The organism is Celeribacter ethanolicus (genome assembly GCF_002407265.1).
Classification (GTDB): domain Bacteria; phylum Pseudomonadota; class Alphaproteobacteria; order Rhodobacterales; family Rhodobacteraceae; genus Celeribacter; species Celeribacter ethanolicus.
This window is the reverse complement of record NZ_CP022196.1, coordinates 456,438-483,394: the sequence shown is the minus strand read 5'-3', so window position 1 is coordinate 483,394 and position 26,957 is coordinate 456,438. Positions and strand designations below refer to the sequence as shown.

The 26,957-nt window shown below is 61.6% G+C and carries 24 protein-coding genes; 6 read left to right on the top strand and 18 right to left on the bottom strand.

The genetic code is table 11. The features are described 5' to 3' along the window. Window positions 1-35: 35 nt before the first annotated feature. Together CEW89_RS02325 and ftsH are read right to left on the bottom strand one after the other, a co-directional pair. On the bottom strand, window positions 36-2,816 hold the full coding sequence (locus CEW89_RS02325) for an ATP-dependent Clp protease ATP-binding subunit (RefSeq protein WP_096804757.1): 2,781 nt from the start codon (window positions 2,814-2,816) through the stop codon (window positions 36-38). A 52-nt stretch (window positions 2,817-2,868) separates the two neighbouring features. Then, the gene (ftsH, locus tag CEW89_RS02320) at window positions 2,869-4,701 is read right to left on the bottom strand and encodes an ATP-dependent zinc metalloprotease FtsH (protein WP_096804756.1); all 1,833 of its coding nucleotides are present in this window, start codon (window positions 4,699-4,701) and stop codon (window positions 2,869-2,871) included. A 187-nt stretch (window positions 4,702-4,888) separates the two neighbouring features. Between ftsH and CEW89_RS02315 the strand changes: the two genes are divergently transcribed. The 5 genes from CEW89_RS02315 to CEW89_RS02295 all read left to right on the top strand — a co-directional run bounded on the left by CEW89_RS02315 (window position 4,889) and on the right by CEW89_RS02295 (window position 8,710). Beyond that, entirely contained in the window at window positions 4,889-5,824 is a 936-nt protein-coding gene (locus CEW89_RS02315; RefSeq protein WP_096804755.1) for a zinc metalloprotease HtpX, read from the top strand. Window positions 5,825-6,088: 264 nt separating this feature from the next. Further along, the gene (locus tag CEW89_RS02310; protein WP_073033766.1) at window positions 6,089-6,517 is read left to right on the top strand and encodes an Hsp20/alpha crystallin family protein; all 429 of its coding nucleotides are present in this window, start codon (window positions 6,089-6,091) and stop codon (window positions 6,515-6,517) included. A 15-nt stretch (window positions 6,518-6,532) separates the two neighbouring features. Then, window positions 6,533-6,931: an Hsp20/alpha crystallin family protein gene (locus CEW89_RS02305; protein WP_096804754.1), complete on the top strand. Its 399-nt coding sequence runs from the start codon at window positions 6,533-6,535 to the stop codon at window positions 6,929-6,931. Window positions 6,932-6,971: 40 nt separating this feature from the next. Beyond that, entirely contained in the window at window positions 6,972-7,463 is a 492-nt protein-coding gene (locus CEW89_RS02300; RefSeq protein ID WP_096804753.1) for an Hsp20/alpha crystallin family protein, read from the top strand. Window positions 7,464-7,729: 266 nt separating this feature from the next. Further along, window positions 7,730-8,710, top strand: a complete 981-nt coding sequence (locus CEW89_RS02295) for a LysR family transcriptional regulator (RefSeq protein WP_096804752.1) — start codon at window positions 7,730-7,732, stop codon at window positions 8,708-8,710. On the opposite strand, the gene CEW89_RS02290 is transcribed toward CEW89_RS02295, so the two are convergent. The 13 genes from CEW89_RS02290 to CEW89_RS02230 all read right to left on the bottom strand — a co-directional run bounded on the left by CEW89_RS02290 (window position 8,643) and on the right by CEW89_RS02230 (window position 21,805). After that, window positions 8,643-8,882, bottom strand: coding sequence for a DUF2274 domain-containing protein (locus CEW89_RS02290; protein WP_096804751.1), 240 nt, complete (start codon window positions 8,880-8,882; stop codon window positions 8,643-8,645). The genes CEW89_RS02295 and CEW89_RS02290 overlap by 68 nt on opposite strands. 2 nt (window positions 8,883-8,884) lie before the next feature. Next, window positions 8,885-10,006 carry a TraB/TrbI/VirB10 family type IV secretion system protein gene (locus CEW89_RS02285; RefSeq protein WP_096804750.1) on the bottom strand — a complete coding sequence of 374 codons (1,122 nt, stop codon included), beginning with the start codon at window positions 10,004-10,006 and terminating at the stop codon, window positions 8,885-8,887. After that, window positions 10,003-11,031, bottom strand: a complete 1,029-nt coding sequence (trbG, locus tag CEW89_RS02280; RefSeq protein ID WP_096804749.1) for a P-type conjugative transfer protein TrbG — start codon at window positions 11,029-11,031, stop codon at window positions 10,003-10,005. The genes CEW89_RS02285 and trbG overlap by 4 nt, the downstream gene beginning before the upstream one ends. After that, window positions 11,028-11,717 carry a conjugal transfer protein TrbF gene (gene trbF, locus CEW89_RS02275; RefSeq protein WP_096804748.1) on the bottom strand — a complete coding sequence of 230 codons (690 nt, stop codon included), beginning with the start codon at window positions 11,715-11,717 and terminating at the stop codon, window positions 11,028-11,030. The genes trbG and trbF overlap by 4 nt, the downstream gene beginning before the upstream one ends. Continuing rightward, entirely contained in the window at window positions 11,714-13,063 is a 1,350-nt protein-coding gene (trbL, locus tag CEW89_RS02270; RefSeq protein ID WP_096804747.1) for a P-type conjugative transfer protein TrbL, read from the bottom strand. Before trbL ends, trbF begins: the two co-directional genes overlap by 4 nt. Window positions 13,064-13,066: 3 nt before the next feature. After that, window positions 13,067-13,354: a putative entry exclusion protein TrbK-alt gene (trbK-alt, locus tag CEW89_RS02265; protein WP_096804746.1), complete on the bottom strand. Its 288-nt coding sequence runs from the start codon at window positions 13,352-13,354 to the stop codon at window positions 13,067-13,069. Between the two features lie 17 nt (window positions 13,355-13,371). Next, window positions 13,372-14,154: a P-type conjugative transfer protein TrbJ gene (trbJ, locus tag CEW89_RS02260; RefSeq protein WP_096804745.1), complete on the bottom strand. Its 783-nt coding sequence runs from the start codon at window positions 14,152-14,154 to the stop codon at window positions 13,372-13,374. Continuing rightward, window positions 14,151-16,661: a conjugal transfer protein TrbE gene (gene trbE, locus CEW89_RS02255; protein ID WP_096804744.1), complete on the bottom strand. Its 2,511-nt coding sequence runs from the start codon at window positions 16,659-16,661 to the stop codon at window positions 14,151-14,153. The genes trbJ and trbE overlap by 4 nt, the downstream gene beginning before the upstream one ends. Window positions 16,662-16,667: 6 nt before the next feature. Then, complete coding sequence (locus CEW89_RS02250) at window positions 16,668-16,949, bottom strand: VirB3 family type IV secretion system protein (protein WP_096804743.1); 282 nt, start codon at window positions 16,947-16,949, stop codon at window positions 16,668-16,670. Further along, window positions 16,949-17,281, bottom strand: a complete 333-nt coding sequence (locus CEW89_RS02245) for a TrbC/VirB2 family type IV secretion system protein (protein WP_011747801.1) — start codon at window positions 17,279-17,281, stop codon at window positions 16,949-16,951. The genes CEW89_RS02250 and CEW89_RS02245 overlap by 1 nt, the downstream gene beginning before the upstream one ends. Beyond that, window positions 17,278-18,225, bottom strand: coding sequence for a P-type conjugative transfer ATPase TrbB (gene trbB / locus CEW89_RS02240; protein ID WP_425321037.1), 948 nt, complete (start codon window positions 18,223-18,225; stop codon window positions 17,278-17,280). Before trbB ends, CEW89_RS02245 begins: the two co-directional genes overlap by 4 nt. Window positions 18,226-18,570: 345 nt before the next feature. Continuing rightward, window positions 18,571-21,015: a DEAD/DEAH box helicase gene (locus CEW89_RS02235; RefSeq protein WP_096804741.1), complete on the bottom strand. Its 2,445-nt coding sequence runs from the start codon at window positions 21,013-21,015 to the stop codon at window positions 18,571-18,573. Next, window positions 21,008-21,805 carry a Hachiman antiphage defense system protein HamA gene (locus CEW89_RS02230; protein ID WP_096804740.1) on the bottom strand — a complete coding sequence of 266 codons (798 nt, stop codon included), beginning with the start codon at window positions 21,803-21,805 and terminating at the stop codon, window positions 21,008-21,010. Before CEW89_RS02230 ends, CEW89_RS02235 begins: the two co-directional genes overlap by 8 nt. A gap of 350 nt (window positions 21,806-22,155) precedes the next feature. Here CEW89_RS02230 and CEW89_RS02225 point away from each other — a divergent pair, with 350 nt between their 5' ends. Next, window positions 22,156-23,223 carry an IS110 family RNA-guided transposase gene (locus CEW89_RS02225; protein ID WP_096804739.1) on the top strand — a complete coding sequence of 356 codons (1,068 nt, stop codon included), beginning with the start codon at window positions 22,156-22,158 and terminating at the stop codon, window positions 23,221-23,223. A gap of 317 nt (window positions 23,224-23,540) precedes the next feature. Here CEW89_RS02225 and CEW89_RS02220 read toward each other — a convergent pair whose 3' ends face one another. The 3 genes from CEW89_RS02220 to CEW89_RS02210 all read right to left on the bottom strand — a co-directional run bounded on the left by CEW89_RS02220 (window position 23,541) and on the right by CEW89_RS02210 (window position 26,936). Then, window positions 23,541-24,224 (bottom strand): hypothetical protein, encoded by a 684-nt coding sequence (locus CEW89_RS02220; protein WP_096804738.1) that lies wholly within the window; start codon window positions 24,222-24,224, stop codon window positions 23,541-23,543. 292 nt (window positions 24,225-24,516) lie between these two features. Next, window positions 24,517-24,948 carry a CopG family transcriptional regulator gene (locus tag CEW89_RS02215; protein WP_096804737.1) on the bottom strand — a complete coding sequence of 144 codons (432 nt, stop codon included), beginning with the start codon at window positions 24,946-24,948 and terminating at the stop codon, window positions 24,517-24,519. Between the two features lie 2 nt (window positions 24,949-24,950). Continuing rightward, the gene (locus CEW89_RS02210) at window positions 24,951-26,936 is read right to left on the bottom strand and encodes a conjugal transfer protein TraG (RefSeq protein WP_096804736.1); all 1,986 of its coding nucleotides are present in this window, start codon (window positions 26,934-26,936) and stop codon (window positions 24,951-24,953) included. Between the last annotated feature and the right edge of the window lie 21 nt (window positions 26,937-26,957).

Genomic DNA, 26,957 nt, shown 5'->3' with positions numbered 1-26,957 from the left:
CACCGGCGGCGTTACCGTCGCCGGTGCACGGGCCGTCATTCGGCGGCAGGCTCGGCCTCTTCGCTATCGCCATTGCCGGGCTCGCCGAGGGCCTCGGTTTCTGCTGCGCTCTCCAGCTTTTGGAACGTGATCTTCTGATCATCCGCGATCCAGGCGACGCGCACCTTGTCGCCGTCCTCGATCCGACCGGAAAGCATCTCGCGGGCGAGCTCGGTTTCCAGTTCCGACCGGATTAGCCGTCGCAACTCGCGGGCGCCGAACTCTGGCCGGAAACCCACCGCTCCGAAATGCTCCGCAACGCTTCCGTCATAGTCGAGCTCGACCCCCTGGGTCAGCGCCGTGCGGGCGACGCGGGCCAGCTGCAACTCGACGATCTGCCGGATTTCCGACTGGTTCAGAGAATGGAAGACGATGATTTCGTCGATCCGGTTGATGAACTCGGGCCGGAAATGGGCACGCAACACGTCCATCAGTTCGGCCTTCTGCCCTGCCTCGTCGAACTCCTTGGTTCCGCGCTTGCGAAGGTTGCGCTGGATGATATCGGAGCCGAGGTTCGACGTGGCGATAATGATGGTGTTGGTGAAATCCACCACGCGGCCCTTGCCGTCAGTCAGGCGGCCATCGTCGAAGACCTGCAGCAGGATGTTATAGACATCCGCATGCGCCTTCTCGATCTCGTCGAGCAGCACGACAGAATAGGGCCGGCGCCGGACCCGTTCCGTCAACTGGCCGCCCTCGTCGTAACCGACATAGCCCGGCGGGGCGCCAACCAGCCGCGCGACCGCGTGACGTTCGCCATATTCGGACATGTCGATGCGGATCATCGCATCCTGATCACCGAAGATCGTCTCCGCCAGAGTCTTGGCCAGCTCGGTCTTGCCGACGCCGGTCGGGCCGAGGAACAGGAAGGTCGCGGTCGGGCCGGAGCCCTCGCGCAGCCCGGCGCGCGCCAGTCGCACGGCATCGGCAACGGCATGAATCGCCTCTTCCTGGCCGATTACCCGCTCATGCAACTTGTCCTCGAGTCTCAGCAGCTTTTCGCGCTCTTCTGTTGTCAGCTCGCTCACCGGCACGCCGGTCAGTTTCGAGACGATCTGCGCCACGTGGTCGGCGCGCACTTCAGCCGTCGCAGAGGCCCGGTCGCGCTTCCAGGTTTCCATCAACTCGTCAAGCTCGACCTGTTTGGCTTCAAGCTCTTTCTTGAGTTCAGCAGCACGGTCGAACTGCTTCCTCCCCGCAGCGTAGTCCTGCTCGCGCCGGATCTGGGCGACCTCAGCCTCGAGCTCCTGGACATCGACGGGACGCGCGGTAGCGCTGATCTTCACGCGCGCGGCAGCCTGGTCGATCAGGTCGATGGCCTTATCGGGCATGAAGCGGCCGGTGACGTAACGGTCGGAAAGCTCGGCCGCCGCGACGATGGCCTCGTCGGTGATCGTCACCTTGTGGTGGCTTTCCAGCGTGTCGCGCAGGCCGCGCAGGATCATGATCGTCTGCGCCACCGTCGGCTCATCGACATAGACCGGCTGGAAGCGGCGCTCCAGCGCGGCGTCCTTCTCAATGTATTTCTGGTACTCGTTCAGGGTGGTCGCGCCGATCAGGTTCAACTCGCCGCGGGCCAGCGCCGACTTGAACGTATTGGCGATGTCGAGCCCGCCTTCGCCGCCGCCCTGTCCGGCTCCGACGATGGTGTGGATCTCGTCGATGAACAGGATCATGTCGGTCTTGTTGGCCACGATCTCCTTGAGGATCTTCTGGACCCGCTCCTCGAACTCACCGCGATATTTCGATCCGGCCACCATTGAGTTGATGTTGAGTTCGACCAGCCGTTTGTCGCGCAGCGCCTCGGGCACCTCGCCCGCGACGATGCGCTGCGCCAGCCCCTCGATGATCGCGGTCTTGCCGACGCCCGGTTCGCCGATCAGCACCGGGTTGTTCTTCTTGCGCCGCGCCAGAACCTCGATCGTCGTCTCGATTTCACGCGCCCGGCCGATCACCGGGTCGAGCCTGCCCTCGCGCGCCAGCTTGGTCAAATCGCGACTATATTCATCCAGATCAGGCGTGCTCGACGGGGTTTCGACGCGGCCTTCCTCGGCCCCCTGACCGACGACCTTCGTCACCTGCTGGCGTAGCGCCTGCGGCGTCAGGCCCAGCCGGTTCAAGATGCTCGACGCCACGCCCTCGCCCTCTTCGGCGAGACCGATCAGAAGGTGTTCGGGGCCGACATAGGAATGGCCCAGCTCGTTCGAGGCGATGAAGGCGCGGTTCAGCGCATCCTTCACCCGCGGGCTGACGCCGATCTCACGGTCCTCCCCCGTTGCGTCGCCCTTCTTCGCTTCGCTCTCGATCTGGCGGCGCAGATCGTCGGCGTCGATCTTGACCTGCCCCAGCACCGTGCGGACAACATCCGAGCCGGTCAGCGCCAGCAGAAGGTGTTCCGTATCAACCTCGGTCCGGCCGAATTCATGCGCCTTCTGACCCGCCTCCTGCAAAAGCCGGTTGGCCTGTTCGCTCAGGCGGTCAGCGATATTGATGCCGCCGCGCCGCGCGGCGCGCCCCGCCTGTCGGATCGGGACGGGTTGCCCCTGATCTTCGCCAAGCCGATCGAAAAGGCCACCGGCATCGCCAAAGAATTCATCGAAGAGCGAGCGCCCTCCGAAAAGCGATTCCAGTGGCGATGCGCTACGCCCCTGCCGTCGGGCGATCCTACGGTAGTCCTCGTCGCAAAGCTCCATCACCTTGCGCTCACCGTTGACAGAGACCTGCGCACGAAAGCTGGCAGGTCGGGATTTGCAGATATCACAGATGCCGTTTGCCATTTTTCACCTCCGTCATGCTCCCAGCCGGAACGTCCGGACTGGGCCTCTGTGTTCAGGCCGCTTCGACCTCCTGAGCGCGGATCTTTTCTGCGATGGCCCGAAGGTCGGACTCGTCCAGCGTCTCGCGGTCGAGCAGATCGCGGGACGTTTCCTCCAGCAGCGCCCGGTTCGCGTCGAGAAGCGCGACTGTACGCGCGAAGATGTCGTCGATAATCGCCTTGACAGCGGTATCCATCCGCTCGGCCGTTGCCTCGCTGTGGCGGCGGTTGAGCCAGGCGGATTGATCCCCCGTGCCAAGGAAGCCGGGCCGCTCGGTGTCGTAGCTGACATGGCCCAGATCGGGGTCCATGCCGTACCGCGCGACCATGGCCCTGGCGATGTCGGTTGCCTTCACCAGGTCTTCGGCGGCACCGGTCGAAAGGTGATCGTATATGACCTTCTCGGCCGCACGCCCGCCCAGAAGAACGGCGATCTTGTTCTCCAGTTCCTCGCGGGTCATCAGAAAGCGGTCCTCGGTCGGGCGCTGGATCGTATAGCCAAGCGCACCGATCCCGCGCGGGATGATCGAGACCTTGTGCACCGGATCGACCCCCGGCAGCGCCATCGCGACCAGCGCATGCCCCATTTCGTGATGCGCCACGATTTCCCGCTCGCGCGCGTTCAGAACACGATTGCGCTTTTCCAGCCCGGCGACGATACGCTCTACCGCGTTGTTGAAGTCTTCCATGGTCACCGCATCGGCCTTTCGGCGGGTTGCCAATAGCGCCCCCTCATTGACCAGATTTGCCAGGTCCGCTCCGGAAAAGCCCGGGGTCAGCGCGGCGACCTTCTCGGCATCCACATCCGGTGCGAGCGTCACCTTCTTCATGTGTACCCCGAGGATCTGGATGCGGCCCTTCTTGTCGGGCTTGTCCACCAGCACCTGCCGGTCGAAGCGCCCGGCCCTGAGCAGCGCCGGGTCCAGGATTTCCGGCCGGTTGGTGGCCGCCAGCAGCACGATCCCCGACGACGGGTCGAACCCGTCCAGCTCAGTGAGAAGCTGGTTCAGCGTCTGCTCGCGCTCGTCATGCCCGCCGGCCATCTGACCGGAGGCGCGGGCGCGGCCGAGCGCGTCGAGCTCGTCGATGAAGATGATCGCGGGTGCGTTCTTGCGGGCCTGCTCGAACAGATCGCGCACCCTTGCGGCGCCGACGCCCACGAACATCTCGACGAATTCAGAGCCGGAGATCGAGAAGAAGGTCACGCCCGCCTCGCCCGCCACGGCCCGCGCCAGAAGCGTCTTGCCGGTACCCGGCGGGCCGACCAGCAGGATACCTTTCGGGATCCGCGCGCCGAGCTTGCCGTATTCCTCGGGCGTCTTCAGGAAATCGACCACTTCCTCCAGCTCGGCCTTGGCCTCGTCGACCCCGGCCACATCGGCAAAACTGACGCCGGTTTCCTTCTCCATGTAGACCTTGGCCTTGCTCTTGCCGACCTGCAGGAAGCCGCCAAAACCCTGACGCTCGGCGAACTTGCGAAAGACGAACATCCAGAGACCGAAGAAGACCACTGCCGGCACCACCCAGGAGAGAAGCGCCCCGATCCAGGTGTTTTGCGGAATGCCGGTGATCTCGACATCCGCGTCGTCCAGCCGTTCAAGAATGGCGGGATCGACGATCGTGGTGACGAAGCCCGAGCGCCCGTCGATGGGAGTCCCGAAGGTGCCGGTGATCGTATCGGACCCGACCGCAACCGAAGCGATGTCGCCGTCGGCTAGATACTGTTCGAATTGGCTATAGCTGATCGGCGCGGTGCTGCGGTAGCTGGCGATCAGATCCTGAATAAAGATCACCGCAAAAAATGCGACGATCCAGTACCAGATGTTAAATTCGGTTCTCTTTTCCATCCCCTTCTCTCCTCGGCGCCAACCCGTAGAGATGTTGCTGGTTTATCACACCCGGCCAGATTGGTATTGCTTGAGCCGAGTTCAAGAGGGATCCGACATGAAGATCGAAGCTGGCAACGATGCCCAAAATTCTTACATCCCGTGGTGTGCCACTTCCCGTTAGCTGCGAGTGAAGTTTATTGCGATCATGACTGCAACGCCGCGCCACCAATTCCTGAACCTGCTTCAATCCATCCTGCTTTTGGCGGGTATGGCGGTTATCGCCTGGTTCATCGTTTCGGCGATTGCGGGACAGGGCTTGGCGATTGCGATCGTCATCGGATCCTTGCTGGGATTGCTGCTGTCACCCGGCATCCCGAAACGCCTGTTGCTGAACGCCTACGGCGCACGCAGGCTCAGCGGGCGGGAATTTCCAGAGGGCATGGCGATACTGGCCGAACTCGCACGCCGCGCCGGGCTGCCGCGTGTACCGGAACTCTACTATGTACCGAGCCAGATACCGAACGCCTTCGCTATGGGCTCTCCGGATGAAAGCGCCGTCTGCGTCAGCGATGGTCTTCTGCGATTGATGAACCAGCGCGAACTGGCCGGGGTCCTGGCGCACGAGGTCGCTCACATCGCCAACCGCGATCTCTGGATCATGGGTCTGGCCGACGCGATGTCGCGCGCGGTGTCGCTCGCGTCCTGGGTTGGGCAACTCATCCTGCTGCTGAACCTGCCGCTCATCCTGGCCGGCGCGGCTTATGTGCCCTGGCAGGTACCACTTGTCCTGATCTTTTCACCCACGATCATGGCCCTTCTTCAGCTCGCGCTGTCGCGGGCCCGGGAATACGATGCCGACAGGGGCGGCGCCGAGCTGACCGGCGATCCCGATGGCCTCGCTTCGGCCCTCCTCAAGCTGGAACGCCGCATCGGGCGGGTCTGGGAAGAGATGTTCCTGCCCGGCCGCCGCATCCCCGAACCCTCGATCCTGCGCACGCACCCGCCCACCGCCGATCGAGTCCGGCGACTGCGTGCACTTTCCGGACCCCGCCGACCGGTCCCACCGTCCGTTCCCCTGAACGCACCGCGGGCTGTGCGCGTCTCCACGCCGCGTTACGGGCCCTGGGGCGTCTATCGATGAGTACTTTTTTGCGCTGAGGCCTTGAAGTTGCAAACAAGCAACACTTTATCCGCAGCGGAACGCCCAGTTGGGGTTTCACGGATACGCGACAGGTTCGGCTGAGAAAGCGGACCGCCTGACGTTCGCCTGAGAGGAACGCATGGCAGACGCGAACGCACCAGACCGCCGCCGAAATGGCGAACCTTGAAGCATGTCCGTTCTCCGCGGGCGTTCAGTGGCGTGGTGACAAATCCACGCCGTCAACTGAAACGACGGAGGCGAAACATGCTCTATCCCACCTACACACGTCGCAGCGATCCGTTTGCGCTGATGCGCTCGATGCTGCGCGATTTTGACAGGACCTCTCCTGGCCGCGTGACCCAGCCCGTTTTCCCCGCCGTGAACGTCTGGCAGGGCGACGAGGCAGTCGCGATCACTGCAGAACTCCCTGGCGTTGACCCGGCCGACATCGACATTTCCGTGAAGGAAAATGTCCTGACGCTCTCTGGCGAGCGCAAGGCGCCCGAAATTCCGGAAGGCGGCCGCTGGCACCGCAACGAACGCGGCTTTGGCAAGTTCGCTCGTTCGGTTCGGCTGCCGTTCGTGGCCGCAGAGGACAAGGTCGAGGCGCGGATGACCAACGGTGTGCTGCGCATCGTGATCGGCCGTCCCGAAGAGGACAAGCCGCGGAAAATCGAGATCAAGGCTGCGTAAGAGGAGGACCGATCCATGACCAACGATGTGACACATACTGCCGACAAGACCCCGGCCGAGACACCGGAAACCACCACCGGCCGTCGTATCTACAGGCCGCTGACCGACATCGTCGAAACGAGTGACGGGGTGACGCTGATGCTCGAGATGCCGGGCGTCGCCGCCGAAGACGTGGATATCACGCTCGAAAAGCGCGTGTTGACGATCCGAGGTAAGGTCCATGCCACGCAGCCCGAGAAGCTGCAATTGGCCTATGCCGAATACGGCGAGGGCGATTTCGAGCGAGCCTTCACCATGTCCGACGACTTCGACCCCGACAAGATCGGCGCGCAGGTCTCGAACGGTGTGTTGACCCTGACGCTGCCGCGCGCAGCGGAAGCCCAACCCAAAAAGATCACGGTAACGGCTTCGTAAACCCGACATGTCGCACCCAAAAGAAGAAAGGAGAACTCACATGCAGATCAAGGACCTGATCCCTTGGGCGCGGAAGGATCATGCGCCCGACCCGAAAAGTGATGACCAGAACCCCATCGCCACCCTTCAACGCGACATGAACCGTGTGTTTGAAGGCTTCTGGAACCGCGTCGGCGATTTCGACTGGCCCTGGGGAGGCGGCGAGGCGAAATCCGACGTGGTCGATACCGAAGATCACGTGGAGGTATCGATCGAACTGCCCGGGATGGAAATGAAGGACATCGAGGTCACCGTGACCGACGACATGCTGACCATCAAGGGCGAGAAGAAGATCGAGCGGCAGGAGGAGAAGAAGGGCTATTATCTCTCCGAACGCAGCTATGGCGCGATCTATCGCACGATCCCGCTACCGCCGGGAGTCGACGGTGAGAAGGCCGATGCCAGCTTCAAGAACGGCGTGCTGACGATCAAGCTGCCGCAGACCCCGGAGGCGCAGGCCAAGGTCAAGCGCATCGAGGTGAAAAACGCCTGATGCCAAATGGCGTGCCGGCGGCACCGTGCTGTCGGCACGACGACCTACACTTCTCCAGTCTTGGACGGCTAAATCCAATCGGGAGAGAGCGATGCAGGTCCGGTTGGAACTTCAGGCAGTTGCCCGGGACTGGTCTTTCGCAAAAGTACTTCCTAGCAGTTCACATAGCTAAAATGGACGAACGATCTCGTAAAAAGCACGGCACCAGAACCCTGCACGATCGAGTGCGAGACCCACCTATGGGGGCATCGAGCGGATGACACACGATGAAAAGGAGAGCACGTGACATTGAGTTTCGGCACCTGCGGTGCTTCGTTAATGCAGCCGATCATGGCAGTTTCCGAAAGGCTGGAAGCACGATGGGTGTCCCGCAGTCATCAATCAGTCGATGCATCTGCGATCTCGAAGATCGCCTCGGAACATCCTTGTTCCACCGTCATCGAAGCGGTGTGGCCCTAAACCGCGCCGGGCAACAATTTCTACCTCGCGCACGTCAGATAATTCGCGGGCTTGATGAGAGCTTGCACGCGATGGCGGCACTTGGCAGATCGGAAAACGGCCGTATAAGAGTTGGCATTTATTCATCGATTGCCTCGGGCTTTCTGGCCGAATTGCTGCGCTCCTTCGGGGAGCAGCACAATCATGTGCAGATCGAATTGATCGATGGAAACCCGGAAGAACACGTCGCTGCCATTCGCGGGCTCAAACTCGACGTCGCTTTCCTAACCGGAACCCGAACCTGGCAAGATTGCGACAGCGCATTGATGTGGTCGGAAGGTGTTTTCGTTGTCCTGCCTGAACGCCATGAGTTAGCCATCCGGACAGCAGTCGACTGGCGCGAGCTTAGCGGCGAGGCTTTCATGGTCAGCGAAACAGCGCCAGGCCAAGAGATCTATGACTATCTGGTGAGGAAGCTGGCAGAGCTCAGTTGGCACCCTGACATACATGTGCAGTCCGTAAGTCGAGATAACCTGCTGTCATTGGTTGCCATTGGGCGAGGTTTGACCGTGGTCAGCGAGGCAATGACAGTGACGACCCATCCGGGAGTGGTCTTTCGACCGATCAAGGGCGAGCGCCTTCCATTTTCTGCAATCTGGTCGCCGAATAACGACAACCCAGCGTTCAGGCGGCTTCTGAGCATGGCAAGGGCTAAGGCAGAACTGGAAAATCGCGGGGTGATCAATGGGCATCCCTGTGGGATTGAGCAGCCCGCCTCGCCTTCGCAAACCCACGATCCGTCGCCATGAACCTTTCGAGCATCGGCACGATCAGCCGGACAGGATCACTTACAGGTTGCCCCGTCTCTCGCCCCAGCACCTCTGCGTAGGCGACAAGATCGCGATGAACGGACGCGGGCAATTCCACTGTCACCTTAACCGGCTTTTCGTCGGGCAGCGGCCCAAGCTTCAGTTTCGACATGATCAACCTCCTGCGGGTTCGAATACCAGATCGCGGGTGACGATGATCCTGACCGGGAACCCCGGGCGGATGGTCAGTGTCGGCGCGACCTGCAACTGACGCTGGACGATCTGCTGACCAGCCTGATTGATCGTGTCCACCGCGCCATCCCGGATCGCCTGGACCAGGCGGTCTTCGTCATCGGTGGCGAGCTCCGCGCCGATCGCAAGCAGCGTGGACAGACCCGCCGCGCGCATCAGGTCCCACCAGTGGTAGTCGACGCCATCTTCTAGGCCGGCATAGCCGCTCGCATCCGCGCCTGGCAGACGTTCGAGAACGATGGACCGGCCTCCGGGCAGGATCAGGCGGTTCCAGACCAGCAGAACGCGGCGTTGGCCGAACGTCACGCCATCATCGTATTGGCCGATGATGCGGGTTCCCTGCGGGATCAGGAGCAGCGATCCGGTCGGGCTGTCATAGACATTCTCGGTGACCTGCGCGGTGATCTGCCCCGGGAGATCGGAGCGAATACCGGTGATGAGCGCGGCGGGTATCACCGCTCCCGCCTGTAGGATATACGGAGAGGCTGGCGGCTGAATGCGATCCGATGCGACGGTCTGCCGGTCCACCGGACCGTTGAGGAAAGCCGTATGTCGGCTCCCCTCAGGTTGCTCGGAGCCGTTCAGGCCCGGAAGATTCCCGCCGACCCCGGCCGTCGTTACCCTGCCAGACGCCGTCTGGAAGAAGACGCCGCTCAACCGCGCGGCTTCCTCCTCCGCCCTGCGGCGCTCCGCTTCCGGATCGACGGTCGGGCCCACAATCGGCGGAGGGGTCACGGGCACTCCCCGCTCCTGCGCATCGAGGATCGGTCGCCCGAGGTCACCGGGCAGTGCAGGTCCCAGAACCGGTCCGGTATAGTCGGACGGCAGCCCTTCCAGGCCGTCCGCTGCCGGTCGGTTGTCGATGGAATAGAGTTCTCCACCTCCCGGCCCTGCCTCACGGGTCTGAAGCGCATATATCAACGCGCCCCCAAGGCCGAACAGCGCGACCGCCCCGACACCGGCCAGAACCCTGCGCGACAGCCTCGTCACGCGGGGCGGATCGGGGCGCAGACGCATCGGAGCTGCAGGATCGGTGTCACTCATGACGCCCCTCCCCTTTGCGCATCCCCCTCCGCCCGCGCATCCGCCTCGCGCGCCTCCATGCGCACGATCCGGACCACCTGCTGGCGGTCTCCTGCGCCCAGCCGGAGCTCGGCGGCGCCGAAGAGGCGATCCACGATCAGCACGTTCCCGTGGATACGGCTGTTGACGATCTGCGGCTCCCCGTCCGAACCGAGCACGAAAAGAGGCGGCATCTCGCCCTGGGCGATGCCAGCCGGGAAGACGACATAAACACGACGGCCATCGTCGAAGACCGAGACAGGACGCCAGGGCGGGCTTTCGCCCTGGATCTGCAAGCCGTAGCGATGATTGCGGGCAGAGGGCGCCGGAATGGCCGGCGCGGTTCCCACAGCCTGTCGCCCACCACGGGGCGCTGCCGGATAGGCCCAGGCGACCGACGGCATGTAGAGCGCCTCGCGTGCACGCAGCTCGATCGTATACACCCGCCTGTCAGTGCTGATCACCAGATTGGTCGAGATGTCGTCCCGCGTCGGTTTGACGAGGATGTGGACGCGGGCAGTGGATCCGGACCCGCTCTCTGTGTCGCCAATGATCCAGCGCGTGGTATCCCCCGCAGCGATCGGACCCGCGCCGGTCAGACGTTCGCCCGGCTCGAGTGCGATGTTGGTGATCTGACCCGGCGCGGCATAGACCTGATAGAGGGCTCCTTCCGACCAGGGATAGATCTGGATCGCATTGTAATAGCCTTCCCGGCGCGGTTCGATCCGGGCGGCGGCATTGGCGTTTTCGATACGGCCGGTCGGTGTGCCCGCCGCCGCTCCGCCATGCGCGACTGTCCAGACCGGTGGCGTGTGCAGGGGCCGAGGGCGTTCCTCGGCAGTCGAGGCGGGCGAATTGGGCAGTGGCGGCACGGACTCGTCGTAGCTGAATTCCGGCACCGGGTTACTGGCACATCCCGCCAGCACGGACGCTGATAGAAGAAGAGCCACCAATCCGGGAATGGTGGGCATCAAAGACCCGCGTTCACGAACAAGAGTTCCAGTCATTGGCTCATCTCCCGCGACCAGGAGATCGCATTGACATAGATTCCGAGGGGATTGGCGCGCAGGCGCTCGGCGCTGCGCGGGGTCTGGAGCACGACGGTCAGGATCGCGGTCCAGCGCTCGGTCGTGGAAAGCTGACCGTTCTCGTAGTGCCGCTCGGTCCAGGCGAGGCGGAACGATCCCGGCGAGGCCCGGATGACAGAGGACACCTCGACAGCGATCTGTTGGCGACCGACGCGGGAGAACGGGTCGTTGGCGCGAGCGAAATCGTTGAGCGCGGCCGCCCCGCGATCCGTGGTGAACTCATAGGCGCGCAGCCAGTTCTGCCGCACGATGATCGGGTCAGCGGGGATGGAACGAACCTGTTCGATGAAACGGCCAAGATGGAAGGCGATCTGCGGATCGGTCGGCTCGTAGTCGGCGGAGGCTGGCGCGACCGCCTGGGCCTCGCCGAGCGCGTCGACCTGAACGACCCAGGGCACGACGGTGCCACGCGCGGATTGCCAGACCAGGGCGCCGGCAAAACCCGCCGCGAGGATCAGGCTGCCGAAGGCCATGTAGCGCCAGTTGCGGGCCTGAACGCGGGCGGAGCCGATACGCTCGTCCCAGACCTGCGCGGCCCTCTGATAGGGCGTCTCTGGCTGAGGTATCTTGCCATAATGGGTGGCGGAGCGCCTGAAGAGGTTCATGAGCGATCCCTTTCGGAGAGATTGACGGAGGAGCCCGAGCCGTGGCTGTCGCCCGACCGGACGGCATGGGCCGCAGCGCGCACGCCATGGCTCACGGCTTGGCTATGGCGCATGCGCTTTGCCCAGGCTGGCGGGCCATCGGAGGTGGACGGGCCGGAAGAAGGCTCGGGCGGCGTGCCGCCGACCAAACCCATCGAGGAGGTTCCGCCCGTCGCCGCAACACCGCCCTTGACGCCCTCGGCGTAGCTGGACTGAATCCCGCCAGCAGCGCGAGAGGAGGCCTTCTTGAGGGGTGATGCCGCGGCAGCGGCACCGGCGCGCGCCACACCAGCCATCCCGCCGGGGAGACCTCCTCCGCCCATCGAGCCGAGCGTGTAGGCGCTCGAGGCAGCGCCCGCCGCGGTGGCACCGCCGCGTGCCAGGGCGGCGCCACCGGAGAGCACTGATCCGGCTCCACGTGCAGCCAGCATGGTCGCCCCTCCGGCCCCGATCGCAGCACCACCAACGGCAAGGCCTGTACCTATGGCCGCCCCCGCGCTGAGTTGGGGTCCGCCGGACACCAGACCCGAGGCGATGCCGGGGCCGAAGATACCGAGGCCCAGCAGAGACAGGGCGGCCAGCACAATCGCCATGGCGTCATCGATGGTCGGCGTCACGCCTCCGAAGCCTGCGGTGAACTGACCGAAGAGCGTCGATCCGATGCCGATGATCACGGCGAGGACGAGAACCTTGATGCCGGACGAGATGACGTTGCCCAGCACGCGCTCGGCCATGAAAGCGGTCTTGCCGAAGAGGCCGAAGGGGATCAGCACGAAGCCCGCGAGGGTCGTGAGTTTGAACTCTATCAGGGTGACGAAGAGCTGAACCGCGAGGATGAAGAAGGCGAGGATCACCAACACCCAGGCGAAGAACAGGCAGAGGATCTGGACGAGGTTCTCGAAGACCGCGACCCAGCCCATCAGATCGGAGATGCTCTCGAGCAGCGGTCGCCCGGCCTCGAGCCCGGTCTGGGCGACGCGGCCGGGGCGCAGAAGATCTGCGGCGGAAAACCCGGTGCCCGAGGCCATCAGACCGAGGCCCGCGAAGCTCTCGAAGACAATCCGGGCGAGGTTGTTCCAGTTTGAGATGATATAGGCGAAGACCCCGACAAAGAGCGTCTTTTTCACCAGTCGGGCAATGATGTCATCATCGGCGCCCCAGGCCCAGAACAGGGCCGCCAGCGTCACGTCGATGACGATCAGCGTGGTGGCGATGAAAGCCACCTCGCCCCCGAGCAGACCGAACCCGCTGTCGATATAGCTGGTGAAGATGCCCAGAAAGTTGTCGATGACCCCGGTTCCCCCCATGGCTCATTGGTCTCCCGGACGCAGCTGCGCTTCGGGTGCAGGCGTCCGGCCGAGGAACCGGTCACGGCTCTCGGCCCAGGCGGCGAGGCAATCGGCATCGCTGGAAGCGGCCTCGCCAAGCTGCTGGCACCGGCGCAGCGTCGCGCGGAGAGGATCGGCAAACGGCTGGAGCACGGGCGCGGTGCTGGCTGGCACGGGAGTTTCCTCGCGTAACATCTCGATCACTGTGGCAGTGATCGCGATCGCCACGAACACGATGGCCGCGATCCCAGCCAGCACCTTCCCCTCCATCGTCTCCCCTCCCGGCCTCAATTGAACATCTGCGCATTGCCGGGTTGATAGCCCGAGCCCGGCGTCAGAAAGCGCTCGCGCTGGATGCGGCCCTGTTCCGCAGCGGTGGCGCGCTCGGCCTCGGTCAGCGCGTTGGCGCGACCGTTTGCCGAGATCACCGCGATCAGGTCCGAGAGCTGTTGCGATTGCAGTGCAAGGAGCTGGTTGCCCGCCTGTGTGGCCTGCAGAGCACCGACCGCGTTCTGGCTCTGCCCCACGAGCTCCGACATTTCCGAACGGTTGGCATCGATATTGCCGACGACACCGGCCTGCACGCGCATCGCATCCTCTAGGCCACCGACCGTGTTCTCCCAACGGGACCGAGCCTCGGCGATCAGCTGCTGGTCGGTCGCCGTCAGGGAAAGGTTGCCATAGTCTTGCTGGAACATCTGGTCGATGCTCTGCACATCGAAGGCGATGTTCTGCGCCTGGGCCAGGAGTTGCTGTGTGCGGCTGACGTTCTGCTGGATTTGGTGGAGCGCGGAATACGGCAGGTTGGCGAGATTGCGCGCCTGATTGATCAGCATCTGCGCTTCGTTCTGGAGCTGTGCGATCTGGTTGTTGATCTGTTCCAGAGCGCGCGCCGCGGTCAGGAGGTTTTCGGCATGGTTGGTCGGGTCGTAGACGATGAAAGGCCCCCCGCCGATGCCGAAGAGCGCATGGGCGGGGGGCGCTGCGATGGGCGACATGGCCATGGGCATCGCCAGCGCGAGGGCGAACAGCGACGGGCCGGCGAACCGAAACGTAATCTTGCGTGTCATGGTGTGACTTCCTCTTCTTCAAGGTCGATGTCGGCGTCCTCAACAACAGCGGAGGCCGGAGATTCCCCTTCTGCGTCGATGGCGAGATTGGTGAGGTCGGGGATCAGGTCGGCGGCCCAATCGAGGCCATGCGCCTTCAGCCAGGCGGCGAGGAAGCCGTCTTGGCCGTGCCCGGCGCAGATTTCGGCAATCAGCGCCTGATCCGATTTGGACGACGCCGCGCAAAGGGCCAGTCCGACATCGCTGAGACCCAGCTCGAACAGCCGGTTGCCGCGCCGCGACTGACAGTAGTAGTCGCGCTTGGGCGTGGCTCGCGCGAGGATCTCGATCTGCCGGTCATTGAGGCCGAAGCGGCGATAGATCGCGGTGATTTGAGGCTCGATGGCCCGCTCGTTCGGCAGCAGGAGCCGCGTCGGGCAGCTTTCGATGATCGCCGGCGCGATGGTACTGCCATCGATGTCGCTGAGGCTCTGCGTCGCGAAGATCACCGAGGCGTTCTTCTTCCTCAGCGTCTTCAGCCACTCGCGGAGCTGCTCCGCGAAGGCATCGTCATCGAGCGCGAGCCAACCCTCGTCGATGATGAGCAGCGTGGGTCGTCCGTCGAGCCGATCACCGATCCGGTGGAACAGGTATGAGAGGACGGCGGGCGCCGCGCCAGTTCCCACCAGCCCCTCGATCTCGAAGGCCTGCACATCCGCCGATCCCAGTTGTTCGGTCTCGGCATCGAGCAGCCGGCCATAGGGTCCACCGACGCAATATGCGCGCAACGCCTGCTTCAGGTCGTTGGACTGCAGCAGGACCGCGAGGCCGGTGATGGTCCGCTCGCCCACAGGGGCCGAGGCCAGCGAGGTCAGTGCCGTCCAGATATGTTCCTTCACATCCGGGGTAATCTGCATGTTCTCGCGCGTCAGGATGGCGACAATCCAGTCAGCCGCCCAAGCGCGCTCCGACGTCTCGTGAATGCGGGCCAGCGGCTGTAGCGAGACGGAACTCTCGTCCGCGTCGGTCAGCTCTCCGCCGAGGTCATGCCAGTCGCCGCCCATGGAAAGCGCGGCGGCGCGGATAGAACCGCCGAAGTCGAAGGCGAAGATCTGGCTGCGCGAGTACCGCCGGAACTGAAGCGCCATCAGCGCCAGCAACACGGATTTGCCCGCGCCGGTCGGGCCGACGACGAGTGTGTGCCCGACATCGCCGACATGGAGAGAAAACCGGAACGGGGTGGAGCCTTCGGTCCTGGCGTAGAGCAACGGAGCGTCGCCGAAATGCTCGTCCTGCGCCTCGCCCGCCCAGACCGCCGAGAGCGGGATCATATGGGCGAGATTCAATGTGCTGATCGGTGGCTGGCGGACATTGGCATAGGCATGCCCGGGCAGACTTCCGAGCCAGGCATCGACGGCGTTGACCGTCTCGACCATGACGCTGAAATCGCGGGATTGGACGATCTTCTCGACCAGCCGCAGCTTCTCGTCGGCGCGACGGACGTCCTCGTCCCAGACCGTTATCGTCGCGGTGACATAGGCCATACCAGCCACATCCGCGCCGAGTTCCTGCAAGGCCATGTCCGCGTCAGCGGCCTTGTTCGCCGCGTCTGTATCGACCAGCGCGGATTGCTCGTTGGTCATCACCTCCTTGAGGATCGCGGCGATGCTCTTGCGTTTGGCAAACCACTGACGGCGTATCCGGGTCAGCAGCTTCGTCGCATCCAGCTTGTCCATGAGAATGGCCCGGGTCGACCAGCGATAGGGAAAGGCCAGCCGGTTCAGCTCGTCGAGCAGGCCCGGGGTCGTGGCGCCGGGAAAGCCGGTGATCGTCAGGACGCGAAGGTGATGATTACCCAGGCGCGGCTCCAGCCCGCCGGCCAGCGGCTGGTCGGGCAAGAGCGCGTCGAGATAGACCGGCACCTCGGGCACGCGCACGCGGTGCCGGTTGGTCGAAATCGTCGAATGCAGGTAGGTCAGCGTAGCGGCGTCATCGAGCCAGTGGCAGTCCGGCATGAAGCCGTCGAGCAGCGCCAACACGCGATCGGTACGGTCGATGAAGCCGCGCACCTGTTCCCAGGGGTTCACACCCGAGGTTTCGCGGCCCTCGTAGAGCCAGGATTCTGAGCGCGCCGCGTCCTCGGCGGGCGGGAGCCAGAGGAGGGTCAGGAAATAGCCGGATACGAAATGGCTCCCCTCCTCTTCGAAATCGGCCTTGCGCTCGGCATCGACCAGCGCCGACGCCGCATCCGGGAAGGCGCTTGCAGGATAGGTGGCGGCCTCAGAGCGCTGTGCTTCGACAAAAATCGCCCACCCGGAACCGAGGCGCCGGAAGGCGTTGTTCAGCCGTCCTGCCACCGCGACCAGTTCGGCCGCGACGGCGCTGTCCAGATCGGGCCCCCGAAATTTCGCCGTTCTTTGGAACGAGCCGTCCTTGTTGAGGACCACGCCCTCCCCGACCAGCGCCACCCAGGGCAGGTAGTCGGCGAGGCGCGAGGCGGTGCGGCGGTATTCTGCGAGATTCATCATGGGAGTTCACACCGAGAGATGACCGGGAATGCGCAAATGGCGGCGTGCAACCTCGACGAAGAGCGGATCGCGCCTGGCCGCCCAGACAGCAGCAATGTGGCCGACGGCCCAGATCAGGATCCCGACCAGCCAGAGCTGAAGTCCGAGGCCGACCGCACCCGCGAGTGTGCCATTCAGAATGGCGACCGAGCGTGGGGCTCCGCCGAGGAGGATCGGCTCGGTCAGCGCGCGGTGAACCGGCACGCTGAACCCCGGTACGGCGTCGAGGGCTTCGAAACTCAGCGCCATCAGATCAGCGCTCCGCCACCGAAGCTGAAGAAGCTCAGGAAGAAGGACGAGGCCGCAAAGGCGATGGAAATCCCGAAGACGATCTGGATCAGCCGCCGGAACCCGCCGCCGGTATCGCCGAAGGCCAGCGTCAGACCGGTGACGATGATGATGATCACCGCCACGATCTTGGCCACCGGCCCCTCGACGGAGTCGAGGATGGATTGCAGAGGCGCTTCCCAGGGCATGGAAGACCCGGAGGCATGCGCAGCCGGAGCGATGAACAGGCTGACATAGGTGGCGGCGGCGGCCGTGGCGATGTGTTGGCGGATGCGCAGGGCGTGACGGATCATGCGGGATCTCCTGGTTCGTGAGTGGTGGGTTCTGAAATGGTAGGTGAAATCCGGTAGTCGCCCTCCGGCCCGAGGCCCTCGACGCAGGCGAGTTCGGCCAGACGACGCGCGGAACCGCGCCCGGCCAGGACGGCCACGAGGTCGATGGTCTCCGCGATCATGGCCCGCGGCACGGTGACGACGGCTTCCTGGATGAGCTGTTCGAGGCGGCGCAGCGCACCGATGCCGGAACCGGCATGGATTGTGCCGATGCCGCCCGGATGTCCGGTGCCCCAAGCCTTGAGAAGGTCCAGCGCCTCGGCGCCACGCACCTCACCGATCGGAATACGATCGGGGCGCAGACGCAGCGAGGACCGCACCAGATCCGACAGGCTGGCAACGCCGTCCTTGGTGCGCATCGCCACGAGGTTCGGCGCGGCGCATTGCAGTTCCCGGGTGTCCTCGATGATCACGACGCGATCTTGCGTCTTCGCTACCTCGGCGAGCAGCGCATTGGTCAGCGTGGTCTTGCCGGTCGAGGTGCCCCCCGCCACCAGGATATTGGCACGGGTCGCAACCGCCTGGCGCAGCGCCTTGGCCTGCATCCCGGTCATGATTCCGGCGGTGACGTAATCTTCGAGGGTGAAGACGGCGACGGCGGGTTTGCGGATGGCGAAAGCCGGACCGGCGACCACGGGCGGAAGCAGCCCCTCGAAACGCTCACCGGTTTCCGGCAGTTCTGCGGAAACGCGAGGGGACAGGCTATGAACTTCGACGCCGACATGGTGCGCGACCAGTCGTACGATGCGCTCACCGTCGGCTGCGCTGAGCGTCTTGCCGCTGTCGGCCAGCCCCTCGGAAAGTCGGTCGACCCAGAGCCGCCCATCGGGGTTGAGCATCACCTCGACGATCATGGGGTCGTCCAGAAACCCGGCGATCGCCGGCCCGAGCGCGGTACGCAGCATCCGCGCGCCTCTCCGGATCACCTCTGGTCTCTGATCGGTCTTCGCCATGCCGGCCCCGTTCCCTTACGGGCGCCTCCAACAGGCCGCCCTGGATCGGGGTCGATTAAAAAAGCCGTAAATGCCTACGGCTCAACAGGTTTCCGAGGAGCGTAGTAGCGTGGCGTGTAAAGACAGGAAGACGGCGGAATGTCCCCCAGATCCACTCCAGAAGGAAGGCGTCGTGGCAACCGTCATGCGAACTTGGTGGTTTCGGGCGGAAAACGGACGTTCGCAGCACGCACGAAGAGAACCACCGATTAACCTAAAAGGGCATTCTGTCACAGCATAACCGGTTGCTATCTTGGCTCAAAATTCGTGCCCTAGTCCCATATGCATTTCAGCTTCAAACACCAAGATTTCATTCTCGCCATTTTGGCGCATCTGCGCGATCAAATCAGGTCGAAGTTCTACAACACCGGCATCAGGTTGAACGTCAACAAACTTCGAATAATTATCGATGAGTTTGCCTGCGAGTATCGAGTTCACTCCGAAATTCATCAGTCTGATCTTGTCCTGATTGGTCGTTCCGTACTTGATTTGCAAATATAGTTCTTCATCGAGCTTCCCTAGATCGTGCAGGAGCTCCACGTATTTCAGCAAGTGATTATCAACGAAATCCTGCTCCTCCTTGATCCGCACTATAGCCAGATTCACTTGCTCGGCATGCGTCTTCTCGCTGATGACAACCCAACTCTGGCGATAAGAGCCTTCCCTGGCGATTTCACCCCACTTCCCCACATACACTTCATTGCTGCCCATACCCTCCCAATAGCGAAGGAAGTTCCTGATCATTTCCGCGTAGGACGCGCCTTTGATTTTCCAGTCAATGAGCATGGCGTAGAAGGTCTGGGCGTTTTCCTCCTTCAAACGACGAAGGATGTCAAAGGCCGCACCGTCCTTGAGGAACGGGATGAACGCACCAGCAATCAAGGCCATGACTTCGTTTGAGTTCTGAAGCGGCTCAACAAGACCGTCGAGTATACTCTGGATTTCTATCTCGTGCTGCAGGACCCCTATCTCAGAGATGTTGTTCAGAAAGCATGCGCGTCCTACAGGCGTTTCTGCGCGGGCGACCTCCAGCCCCGTTGTGCCCGGAAGGATGTTCTCAAGGAATTCATCGGCCTCGCGCTTGAGCCCTTCAGTGACGTCATCTTCGATCAACCGCTCTTCCAGCAATACGTTATCGATCTCATCTTGAAGCTTCAGATCGACTTGTGAAACGGACTTGATGAAATCTTTTAGATTGGCTCCCCCATCCAGATACGCATCGCTTCCGACCAAGAATATTTCCGGTTCGAGCATCCTAAGTTTCCCAGGTTCGCCGCTGAAGATTTCATTGAACCTGCATACCCGGCCCACGAGATTCCGGAACTCAGCCTTTGAAAGATTTTTCAGTCCCTTCTTTTTCTCGAGGATGAACATCTTTTCTGCTGGGATATTCACGCCTTCAAGCAAAGTTGAGTTGCACGCAATATGGCGGATTTCCGGGATCTCGGTGTAGGCCCGCTCGATATAAAGCTTAACAATATCCGGCACTGAACCATGGTGGTACAAGATGCCTTTTCGCAGGCCCTCAACAAGCAAATATTCACTATGCAGAAAATCTGAAATGCTCTCATACACCCGCGCGATACTATCGCTTTCGACACTGTCATTACGCGGAAGAAAGGCATGCATGAACTTCTCGATCTTTTTTGGCAAGTTGAAGAAGATAATATTCTTCTTGGCGGCCTGCTGCAAAATCAACTCAAGTTCGTCACCGAAGGCATCGTCGCCACACTGAACAAACCTGTCGAAATATTGATCGTAAAGTTGGACAGCTCCGCCATCCCGGCAATCAACCACGTAGAACCGCTCAGTCTTCAGGCTTTCCTTGACCTTGTAGTCCTCTGGTTCAATTTTTGCGTATCGAAGCTGCAAGTTCTTTTGATCAACTAGAAACGGTGTCAGGTATTTGAAACGCGCCGCCGGATTTCGCCGCTTTTGCAGGATGACAACCTTGGCCAACAACAAAGCTCGCGAGTCCTCCCCGAGCAGGTTGTGCGCTTCATCAACGAAGACAAAGTCAAAATTGACACCCGGATGCTTAATGAAGAACCTAAGCAACCGCTCTTGGGTCAAGACTGCCAGAAAATTGCGATCACCACCCTGGAACATCTCGGCGTGGGTGATGATTTGGCGGTTGTCGCCAGCAACACGCTTTCTCAGCAAGCGTTGTTTGGTCTGGGCCAGCAAAGCTTTGGTCGGCACCAAGACGCAGATATTGCTTTGGAGGTTTTGATTGCAGAACCCGGAAATCAGCTCCGACTTTCCGTAAGATGTAGGGGCCGTGACCGTCACGTCCGTCAGGTTGTGCTCAAAAAAGAAGTTTCCCAAATCCAGCTGCTGTTGAGTGAAGACCGCGCCTTCGACTTCAAACAATTCCAGCAGAGATGAAAAATATTCGGGGAAGAAATGGGCGGTCTCGTCCTCCGCAGCCAAGCCAGATTGCACACTGTCTACAATCGGCATGAATCCCCGGCCAATCGCAACGTCGTATAGCGGAACGTAGTCACCGGTAAGGTTCGCATACATCACAACAATCCGGTATCCCAATGCGGTGACATCCGGGTTGTCATTGTTCAGGAACAGGACAGCCGCTGCCAGAAGCGTTTCCGCTTGTGCCCGGGTCAATTCACCGCGAGTTAACAGCGTCTGATATAGTTCAAAGAAATCCGAATTTCTGAGCGTTCTGAGCGGTGCCTTAGCCATCGTCAACCTCGCTCCGTAGGAAATCTACGATGCTTTGGATGGTGTCCTTTTGCAGCGCAACTGACATCAAATTCTGGAACTCGTTCATATCCCTTTGTGTGGTGTGTCTTCCTTCAAACTCCGCCCCGGTAGCGAACGCCTGGCCGCCGGAAAAACACACGGCCACCAGAACAGCGTTATAGTCAGCACTTACCGATTTACCCGCCACTGCCTTTTCATTGTAAATCTCAAGCAGTGTTTCGATTTGTGACTTGAGCCCTGAACTTTGAATGACCAAGTTGGCCCCGTTCACGGCATTTTGCCAAAGTGTATTTCTTTCGCTATTAAGCGCGGCTTTCAGACTGTTTTTTGCTAGGGACAGAAGGTTGCCCAGCTTGTTGATGCTCGTTTCCAGCCCGCAGTCCCCAGCCTTCACTTCGACAAACCATATTTCGCTCGTGCCTTTGTGATGCAAGACGAGGTCAAAGCCTTTCTTGATCGAATCCTCTTCCATATTGAAGAATGGCGATGCCGCACGAAACTCTTCCTCGAAATGCAGGAAGAGTACATGAGTCAGCAGCTCTCCAATCATGCCCTTTTGCGTATCGGCGGATTTGGTATCGAATTTCTCGAAGAAAGCGTTAAGCGTTCTTCTGTATGAATAGATAACCGATGTTCTCGACGCCTTAGCCGCGCCATGGCAAATCTCGGACAGGCGGTTTCGAACAACGCCTTTCAACTCATCAGAAATATTTTCAATAGTGAAACATAATGACCCTGTTTCACTCTTCTCTAAATTAACGCCTTCCAACACAGTCCCTTGCAAATAAGATGGATTATGGTTCTAAGGCCACCGCTTGAACAGCCTATTCACGTTATCGTCCTCCGATGACTGTATGCTTGCAACCCTAAAGGTACATGTGATGATGCATCGTTTGGGTCCGGGCATCCGAATTCCGGGCGAACCAGCAATACCTCTTTCCCGCGCAGCAGTCACTGGTCTTCTCAAAATGCTGCACGATGCGCCAAAGGCCGGTTTGACGAAGCTGCGCCGCGGCGCAAGGGAGCGCAGTGGATGGCCGGTAATGGGATGTGTCGGCTGCTTCCCTACCGTTGGGTTATCCTTAACCGGGATCAACCGCGCAACAAGGAGAAGCAGCCATGTGTGCAAAGAAGACAGGAAGTATCGAAGACCTCGCCGTCGTCGGGATCGACATCGGAAAAGATACGTTTCACCTGGTCGGGTTCGATCGGTCCGGCCAGTTCGTCATACGGAAGCAAATCAAGCGCTTGGCTCTGAATGCCACCTTTGAGCAACTCCCACCCTGCATCGTGGGTATGGAGGCTTGCCTCAGCGCCCATTTTGTCAGCCGAACGCTGCGGGGCATGGGGTTCGAGCCGCGGATCATACCGGCGATTTACGTAAAGCCGTTCAACAAGGGCCAGAAGAACGATTATAACGACGCCGAGGCGATCGCAGAAGCCGCGCTGCGGCCCAATCTTCGGACCGTCTCGGAGAAAAATCAGGATCAGCTCGACCTTCAGGCCCTGCATCGGGTTCGGGCACGACTGGTTTCGCGGCGCACCGCCACCATCAACCAGATCCGGGCCTTTCTGATCGAACAGGGCATCACCGTCAGGTCGGGACTGCGGGCGCTGAAAAATTCCTTCGAGAAGATCCTCGACCAGCGAAGGGATGAGATATCGCCTAGAATGCGCGGCATTCTGATCGGGCTCTATGGCGACTGGCTCTGGCTGGACAAACGGATTGAGGATGTCTCTGGCGAGATCGAGGAGATTAGCCGCACTGAAGAGAACTGCGCCAACATCATGACGATACCCGGCATCGGGCCGATGATCTCGACAGCGATGGTCGCGGCCGTCGGCAAAGGCGAGGCATTCGACCGGGGCCGCGATTTCGCGGCATGGGTTGGCTTGGTGCCCCGACAATTCAGCACCGGCGGTCGCACCATTCTCGGCAGGATCACCAAACGCGGAAGCCGCTATCTGAGGATGTTGTTCGTGCAGGCGGCGAAAGTGATCATGATGCGCCCGCACCGATGGTCCGACTTCAGTTTCGGCCCGTGGCTGACCGAGGCGGTTGCCCGTATGCCGCGAAACAAAGCGGCCATAGCGCTTGCCAACAAACTCGCTCGAACCGCCTGGAGCCTACTGCGGCACGGCACCCGGTTCGACGCGCCAAAAGACGCGGCCATGGAAGCGATCTAACGCCTTCCACGGTCACCAAGGAGTTCGCGATAGAGAGGACAGCATGGAACGGAGAAAATACGCCCCCAGAGTCTGACGGCCCAAATGGTCATCATGGACCTTGCCGGTAATGAGACCACGGTGCGTGCGTAACCCCATCAAGGCCACGGCCCGCGAGCCGATCAACAGGCCGGATACATATGAGCGATTTCCGAAATCGTGCCAAATTCTCGATTGCGAACAGCAGCCGACACATACATTTGGGCCGCGAACAACGGATTTGCCCGGTCATGGTCCCACGAAACGCTGCGGAGTGGAGATCGGCAGCTGCAAGGTTGTTACGCCCAGAAGTTCAGACTGGAGTTATTCAAGCTACCGCGATCGGTGACGGCATCGAACGTCTCCGGGATGTCGGCCCCATTGCCACCATCGCGGAAAAAATCCCTCACGCTGAAAAGGGCTAGATCGCGCATATGATACCACTCCCGCTGGAGCGCCTCCGATAGCTCTTTCTCACGCTGACGCGCGGTGAGCTTGCGCCGATGAGCGAAAGCCCTGGGCTGGGGCCGGGCAACATGGTGATGATGGAAGATTATCCGACCATAAGACCAGTCATCGTTTTCCGTGGTCCGCCAGCGGTACGAAACCGAGACGGTCATCTCTGGTCGGAACGTGAAGGGTTCGTGGATGTGGTCATCGACATAAAAGCGCTCACCATCGCGCCTCTCCTGTCTTGCCCGACTCTTCATCTGATCGACTGCTGAGGCGAGATCCCATCCGGCACGAATGGCTGCTTGCTCTGAACTCGCGATCTTCGCCGCGGCATTCGCCTTGCGCAGGTTGGCCAATGCCAAGTCGAACCGCCGTTCGGCTTCCTGGACGTAAGCGCCAAGGCGATAAAGCTGTAGGCGCGTCACTGCAGTCGAGCTGTGCGCTTTCCGTGCTTCCTCGATGGCAATTCGAAGAGAATCCACATCCATGTCTTCAATGGCATCTCGTTCGCCCGCACTCAGGTTGATCATCACTTCCCTCCGATAGCGCCCCTCGTGCCGAGAACATATTGACCGCTCGGGCAACCAAGGATGAGCGCGAAAAGCATTGGTCACTGATCCCGAGACTAGAAACGACAGCTCTGCCCCGCAACGCGTGAGTTCGCCTATCACCTGATCTTTCGGTTGCGGCGAAGGTCCGCAATGACGTGCCGTTGCGCAGCACCGAGGTTGGGCATCGGGCGGCGGCTTTGGGCCGATCAACCCGGACACGGTGATCACGGCTACAGTTCCGACGTCTGCGGCTGAGACAGGTGACATCCTTTCAGCCACCCGCGCCTCCTTCCACATCCTCCGACACCTCCTGCCGCAGTTTCGGCCCCTGCGAGAGACGCCTACCGAGAGCTGAGACAAACGCCTCGTATCGGTCTCCTGCTTTCGCCCGCGCCGCCTTGGCTGCCGGTTCCGGCAGAGCGGGTGTTGTCGCAAGCCAGAAACGGATGAACACGGCCAGGCTTTCGACGGAGATCCCGACATCGCGCTCCAGCCGTGTGATCCGCCTGTCGATCTGATCCAGACGCCTCGCCAGAACCGCCTCGCGGCGCTCCGCGTCATCCGGAGAGAGGAAGGATGCGATCGCGGCCTCGGCCACCATTGACTGGGATCTGTCGCGACGAGCTGAGAAGTCTGCCAGCATCTGCATGACCTCTGGATCGAGGTAGACTGAGATCTTCGTCTTCTTGCGGCTCGAGGTCATGATCAAAGCTCCATGCCGTCATCGGGATTGAGGGAAACCTGACGCGCGACACCGCGCATCTGCTGCATGATGCGTCGATTGCGAATGGCACCATCCTCCTCATCCTCGGGTGGGTCGAATTCAAACTCGTTCTCGAGAGGCGTCTGCCTGTCGGCCGACCGAGTCTGCGCCAGCTCCGGCTGAAGACGGCGCTCTGACGCAGTCGGGTCCTCATCCTCCGATCCCGTCTCGGATACTGGCTCCAACTCGCCGTTCTGCGTTGGGACGGCCAGACTGCTCCAGTCATCCTTCCCGGTCGCGCCTACATCCCCCAAATCGGGCGGCGGCAAGACCCGCTCGGTGAACCGCGTATCTTCATAATACCGCGCTTTCGTCGCCCGGATCGGTGGTGTGCCGGCCACCATGACGATCTCATCGGACGGCGGCAGTTGCATGATTTCTCCGGGCGTGAGCAAGGCCCGCGCAGTTTCCGACCGGGACACCATGAGATGGCTGAGCCAGGGCGCCAGACGGTGACCGGCATAGTTCTTCATCGCCTTCATCTCGGTGGCCGTGCCGAGAGCGTCGGATACCCGCTTGGCCGTGCGCTCATCGTTGGTCGCGAAACTCACCCGGACGTGGCAATTGTCGAGGATCGAATTATTCGGGCCGTAAGCCTTCTCGATCTGGTTCAGCGACTGGGCGATAAGGAAGCTCTTCAGCCCGTAGCCCGCCATGAAGGCCAGCGCGCTCTCGAAGAAGTCGAGCCGGCCAAGAGCTGGGAACTCATCGAGCATCAGAAGCAGCCGATGCCGGTCATCCTTGCCCTGCAGGTCTTCGGTCAGGCGTCGGCCGACCTGGTTGAGGATCAGGCGGATGAGCGGCTTGGTGCGATTGATGTCAGAGGGCGGCACCACGAGATACAGCGTGACGGGGCGCACTCCCCCGACAATGTCACCAATCCGCCAGTCGCAGCGGCGCGTGACCTGAGCGACGACAGGGTCGCGATAGAGCCCAAGGAATGACATCGCCGTCGAAAGCACACCGGAGCGTTCATTCTCGGACTTGTTGAGCAACTCGCGGGCGGCACTGGCGACCGCGGGATGCGGTCCCACCTCGCCAAGGTGCGGCGTCCGCATCATGGCGCGGAGTGAGGACTCTACGGGACGCCGCGGGTCGGACAGGAAGTTGGCGACACCGGCCAGCGTCTTGTCCTTCTCGGCATAGAGGACGTGCAGGATCGCACCGACGAGTAGACTGTGGCTGGTCTTCTCCCAATGGTTTCGCCTCTCCAGGCTCCCCTCGGGGTCGACGAGGATGTCGGCGATGTTCTGGACATCGCGAACCTCCCACTCCCCACGGCGCACTTCCAGCAGGGGGTTGTAGGCCGAAGAGTTCGGATTGGTCGGATCGAACAGCAGGACCCGACCGTGCCGGGCCCGGAATCCGGCGGTCAACTGCCAGTTCTCTCCCTTGATGTCATGAACGATGGCCGAGCCGGGCCAGGTGAGAAGTGAGGGCACGACCAGCCCTACCCCCTTGCCGGATCGCGTCGGAGCGAAGCAGAGCACATGCTCCGGCCCATCGTGGCGCAGGTATTCCCGGTCATAGCGACCCAGGACCACACCATCCGGGTCTAGAAGTCCGGCCGCCTTCACCTCGCCCCTCTCAGCCCATCGGGCAGAACCGTAAGTCGCGACGTTGCGGGCCTCGCGGGCACGCCAGACCGACATGGCGATGGCCACACCGATCGCGATGAAGCCCCCCGAGGCAGCGATGATCCCGCCTGTCGCGAAGACCGGTGGCGCGTAGGCCTCATAGAAATACCACCACCAGAAGATGGCGGGAGGATAGTAGACGGGCGTCCCAAACAACACGAACCAGGGCGGGCCCAGCTGTGCCTGATAGCCAAGGCTCGCAGCCACGTATTGCGTTGCGCCCCAGGTAGTGGCCAGAATGATGAGGAAGACAATAGAGATCTGGCCCCAGAGGATCTTGGTCGCGGACATGACTGTCGCTCCTTTCCGGTG

Excerpts from the sequence above, each read along its gene's own strand:
- CEW89_RS02300 (WP_096804753.1), top strand. The coding sequence starts at position 6,972 with ATGCAGATCAAGGACCTGATCCCTTGGGCGCGGAAGGATCATGCGCCC.
- CEW89_RS02325 (WP_096804757.1), bottom strand. The coding sequence starts at position 2,816 with ATGGCAAACGGCATCTGTGATATCTGCAAATCCCGACCTGCCAGCTTT.
- CEW89_RS02215 (WP_096804737.1), bottom strand. The coding sequence starts at position 24,948 with ATGACCTCGAGCCGCAAGAAGACGAAGATCTCAGTCTACCTCGATCCA.
- trbK-alt (WP_096804746.1), bottom strand. The coding sequence starts at position 13,354 with ATGGAGGGGAAGGTGCTGGCTGGGATCGCGGCCATCGTGTTCGTGGCG.
- CEW89_RS02245 (WP_011747801.1), bottom strand. The coding sequence starts at position 17,281 with ATGATCCGTCACGCCCTGCGCATCCGCCAACACATCGCCACGGCCGCC.
- trbG (WP_096804749.1), bottom strand. The coding sequence starts at position 11,031 with ATGACTGGAACTCTTGTTCGTGAACGCGGGTCTTTGATGCCCACCATT.
- CEW89_RS02305 (WP_096804754.1), top strand. The coding sequence starts at position 6,533 with ATGACCAACGATGTGACACATACTGCCGACAAGACCCCGGCCGAGACA.
- CEW89_RS02235 (WP_096804741.1), bottom strand. The coding sequence starts at position 21,015 with ATGGCTAAGGCACCGCTCAGAACGCTCAGAAATTCGGATTTCTTTGAA.
- trbE (WP_096804744.1), bottom strand. The coding sequence starts at position 16,661 with ATGATGAATCTCGCAGAATACCGCCGCACCGCCTCGCGCCTCGCCGAC.
- CEW89_RS02315 (WP_096804755.1), top strand. The coding sequence starts at position 4,889 with ATGACTGCAACGCCGCGCCACCAATTCCTGAACCTGCTTCAATCCATC.
- CEW89_RS02285 (WP_096804750.1), bottom strand. The coding sequence starts at position 10,006 with ATGAGTGACACCGATCCTGCAGCTCCGATGCGTCTGCGCCCCGATCCG.
- trbF (WP_096804748.1), bottom strand. The coding sequence starts at position 11,717 with ATGAACCTCTTCAGGCGCTCCGCCACCCATTATGGCAAGATACCTCAG.
- CEW89_RS02210 (WP_096804736.1), bottom strand. The coding sequence starts at position 26,936 with ATGTCCGCGACCAAGATCCTCTGGGGCCAGATCTCTATTGTCTTCCTC.
- trbB (WP_425321037.1), bottom strand. The coding sequence starts at position 18,225 with ATGCTGCGTACCGCGCTCGGGCCGGCGATCGCCGGGTTTCTGGACGAC.
- CEW89_RS02310 (WP_073033766.1), top strand. The coding sequence starts at position 6,089 with ATGCTCTATCCCACCTACACACGTCGCAGCGATCCGTTTGCGCTGATG.
- ftsH (WP_096804756.1), bottom strand. The coding sequence starts at position 4,701 with ATGGAAAAGAGAACCGAATTTAACATCTGGTACTGGATCGTCGCATTT.
- CEW89_RS02290 (WP_096804751.1), bottom strand. The coding sequence starts at position 8,882 with ATGTCGAAACTGAAGCTTGGGCCGCTGCCCGACGAAAAGCCGGTTAAG.
- CEW89_RS02225 (WP_096804739.1), top strand. The coding sequence starts at position 22,156 with ATGTGTGCAAAGAAGACAGGAAGTATCGAAGACCTCGCCGTCGTCGGG.
- trbL (WP_096804747.1), bottom strand. The coding sequence starts at position 13,063 with ATGGGGGGAACCGGGGTCATCGACAACTTTCTGGGCATCTTCACCAGC.
- CEW89_RS02295 (WP_096804752.1), top strand. The coding sequence starts at position 7,730 with ATGAAAAGGAGAGCACGTGACATTGAGTTTCGGCACCTGCGGTGCTTC.
- trbJ (WP_096804745.1), bottom strand. The coding sequence starts at position 14,154 with ATGACACGCAAGATTACGTTTCGGTTCGCCGGCCCGTCGCTGTTCGCC.
- CEW89_RS02250 (WP_096804743.1), bottom strand. The coding sequence starts at position 16,949 with ATGGCGCTGAGTTTCGAAGCCCTCGACGCCGTACCGGGGTTCAGCGTG.
- CEW89_RS02220 (WP_096804738.1), bottom strand. The coding sequence starts at position 24,224 with ATGATCAACCTGAGTGCGGGCGAACGAGATGCCATTGAAGACATGGAT.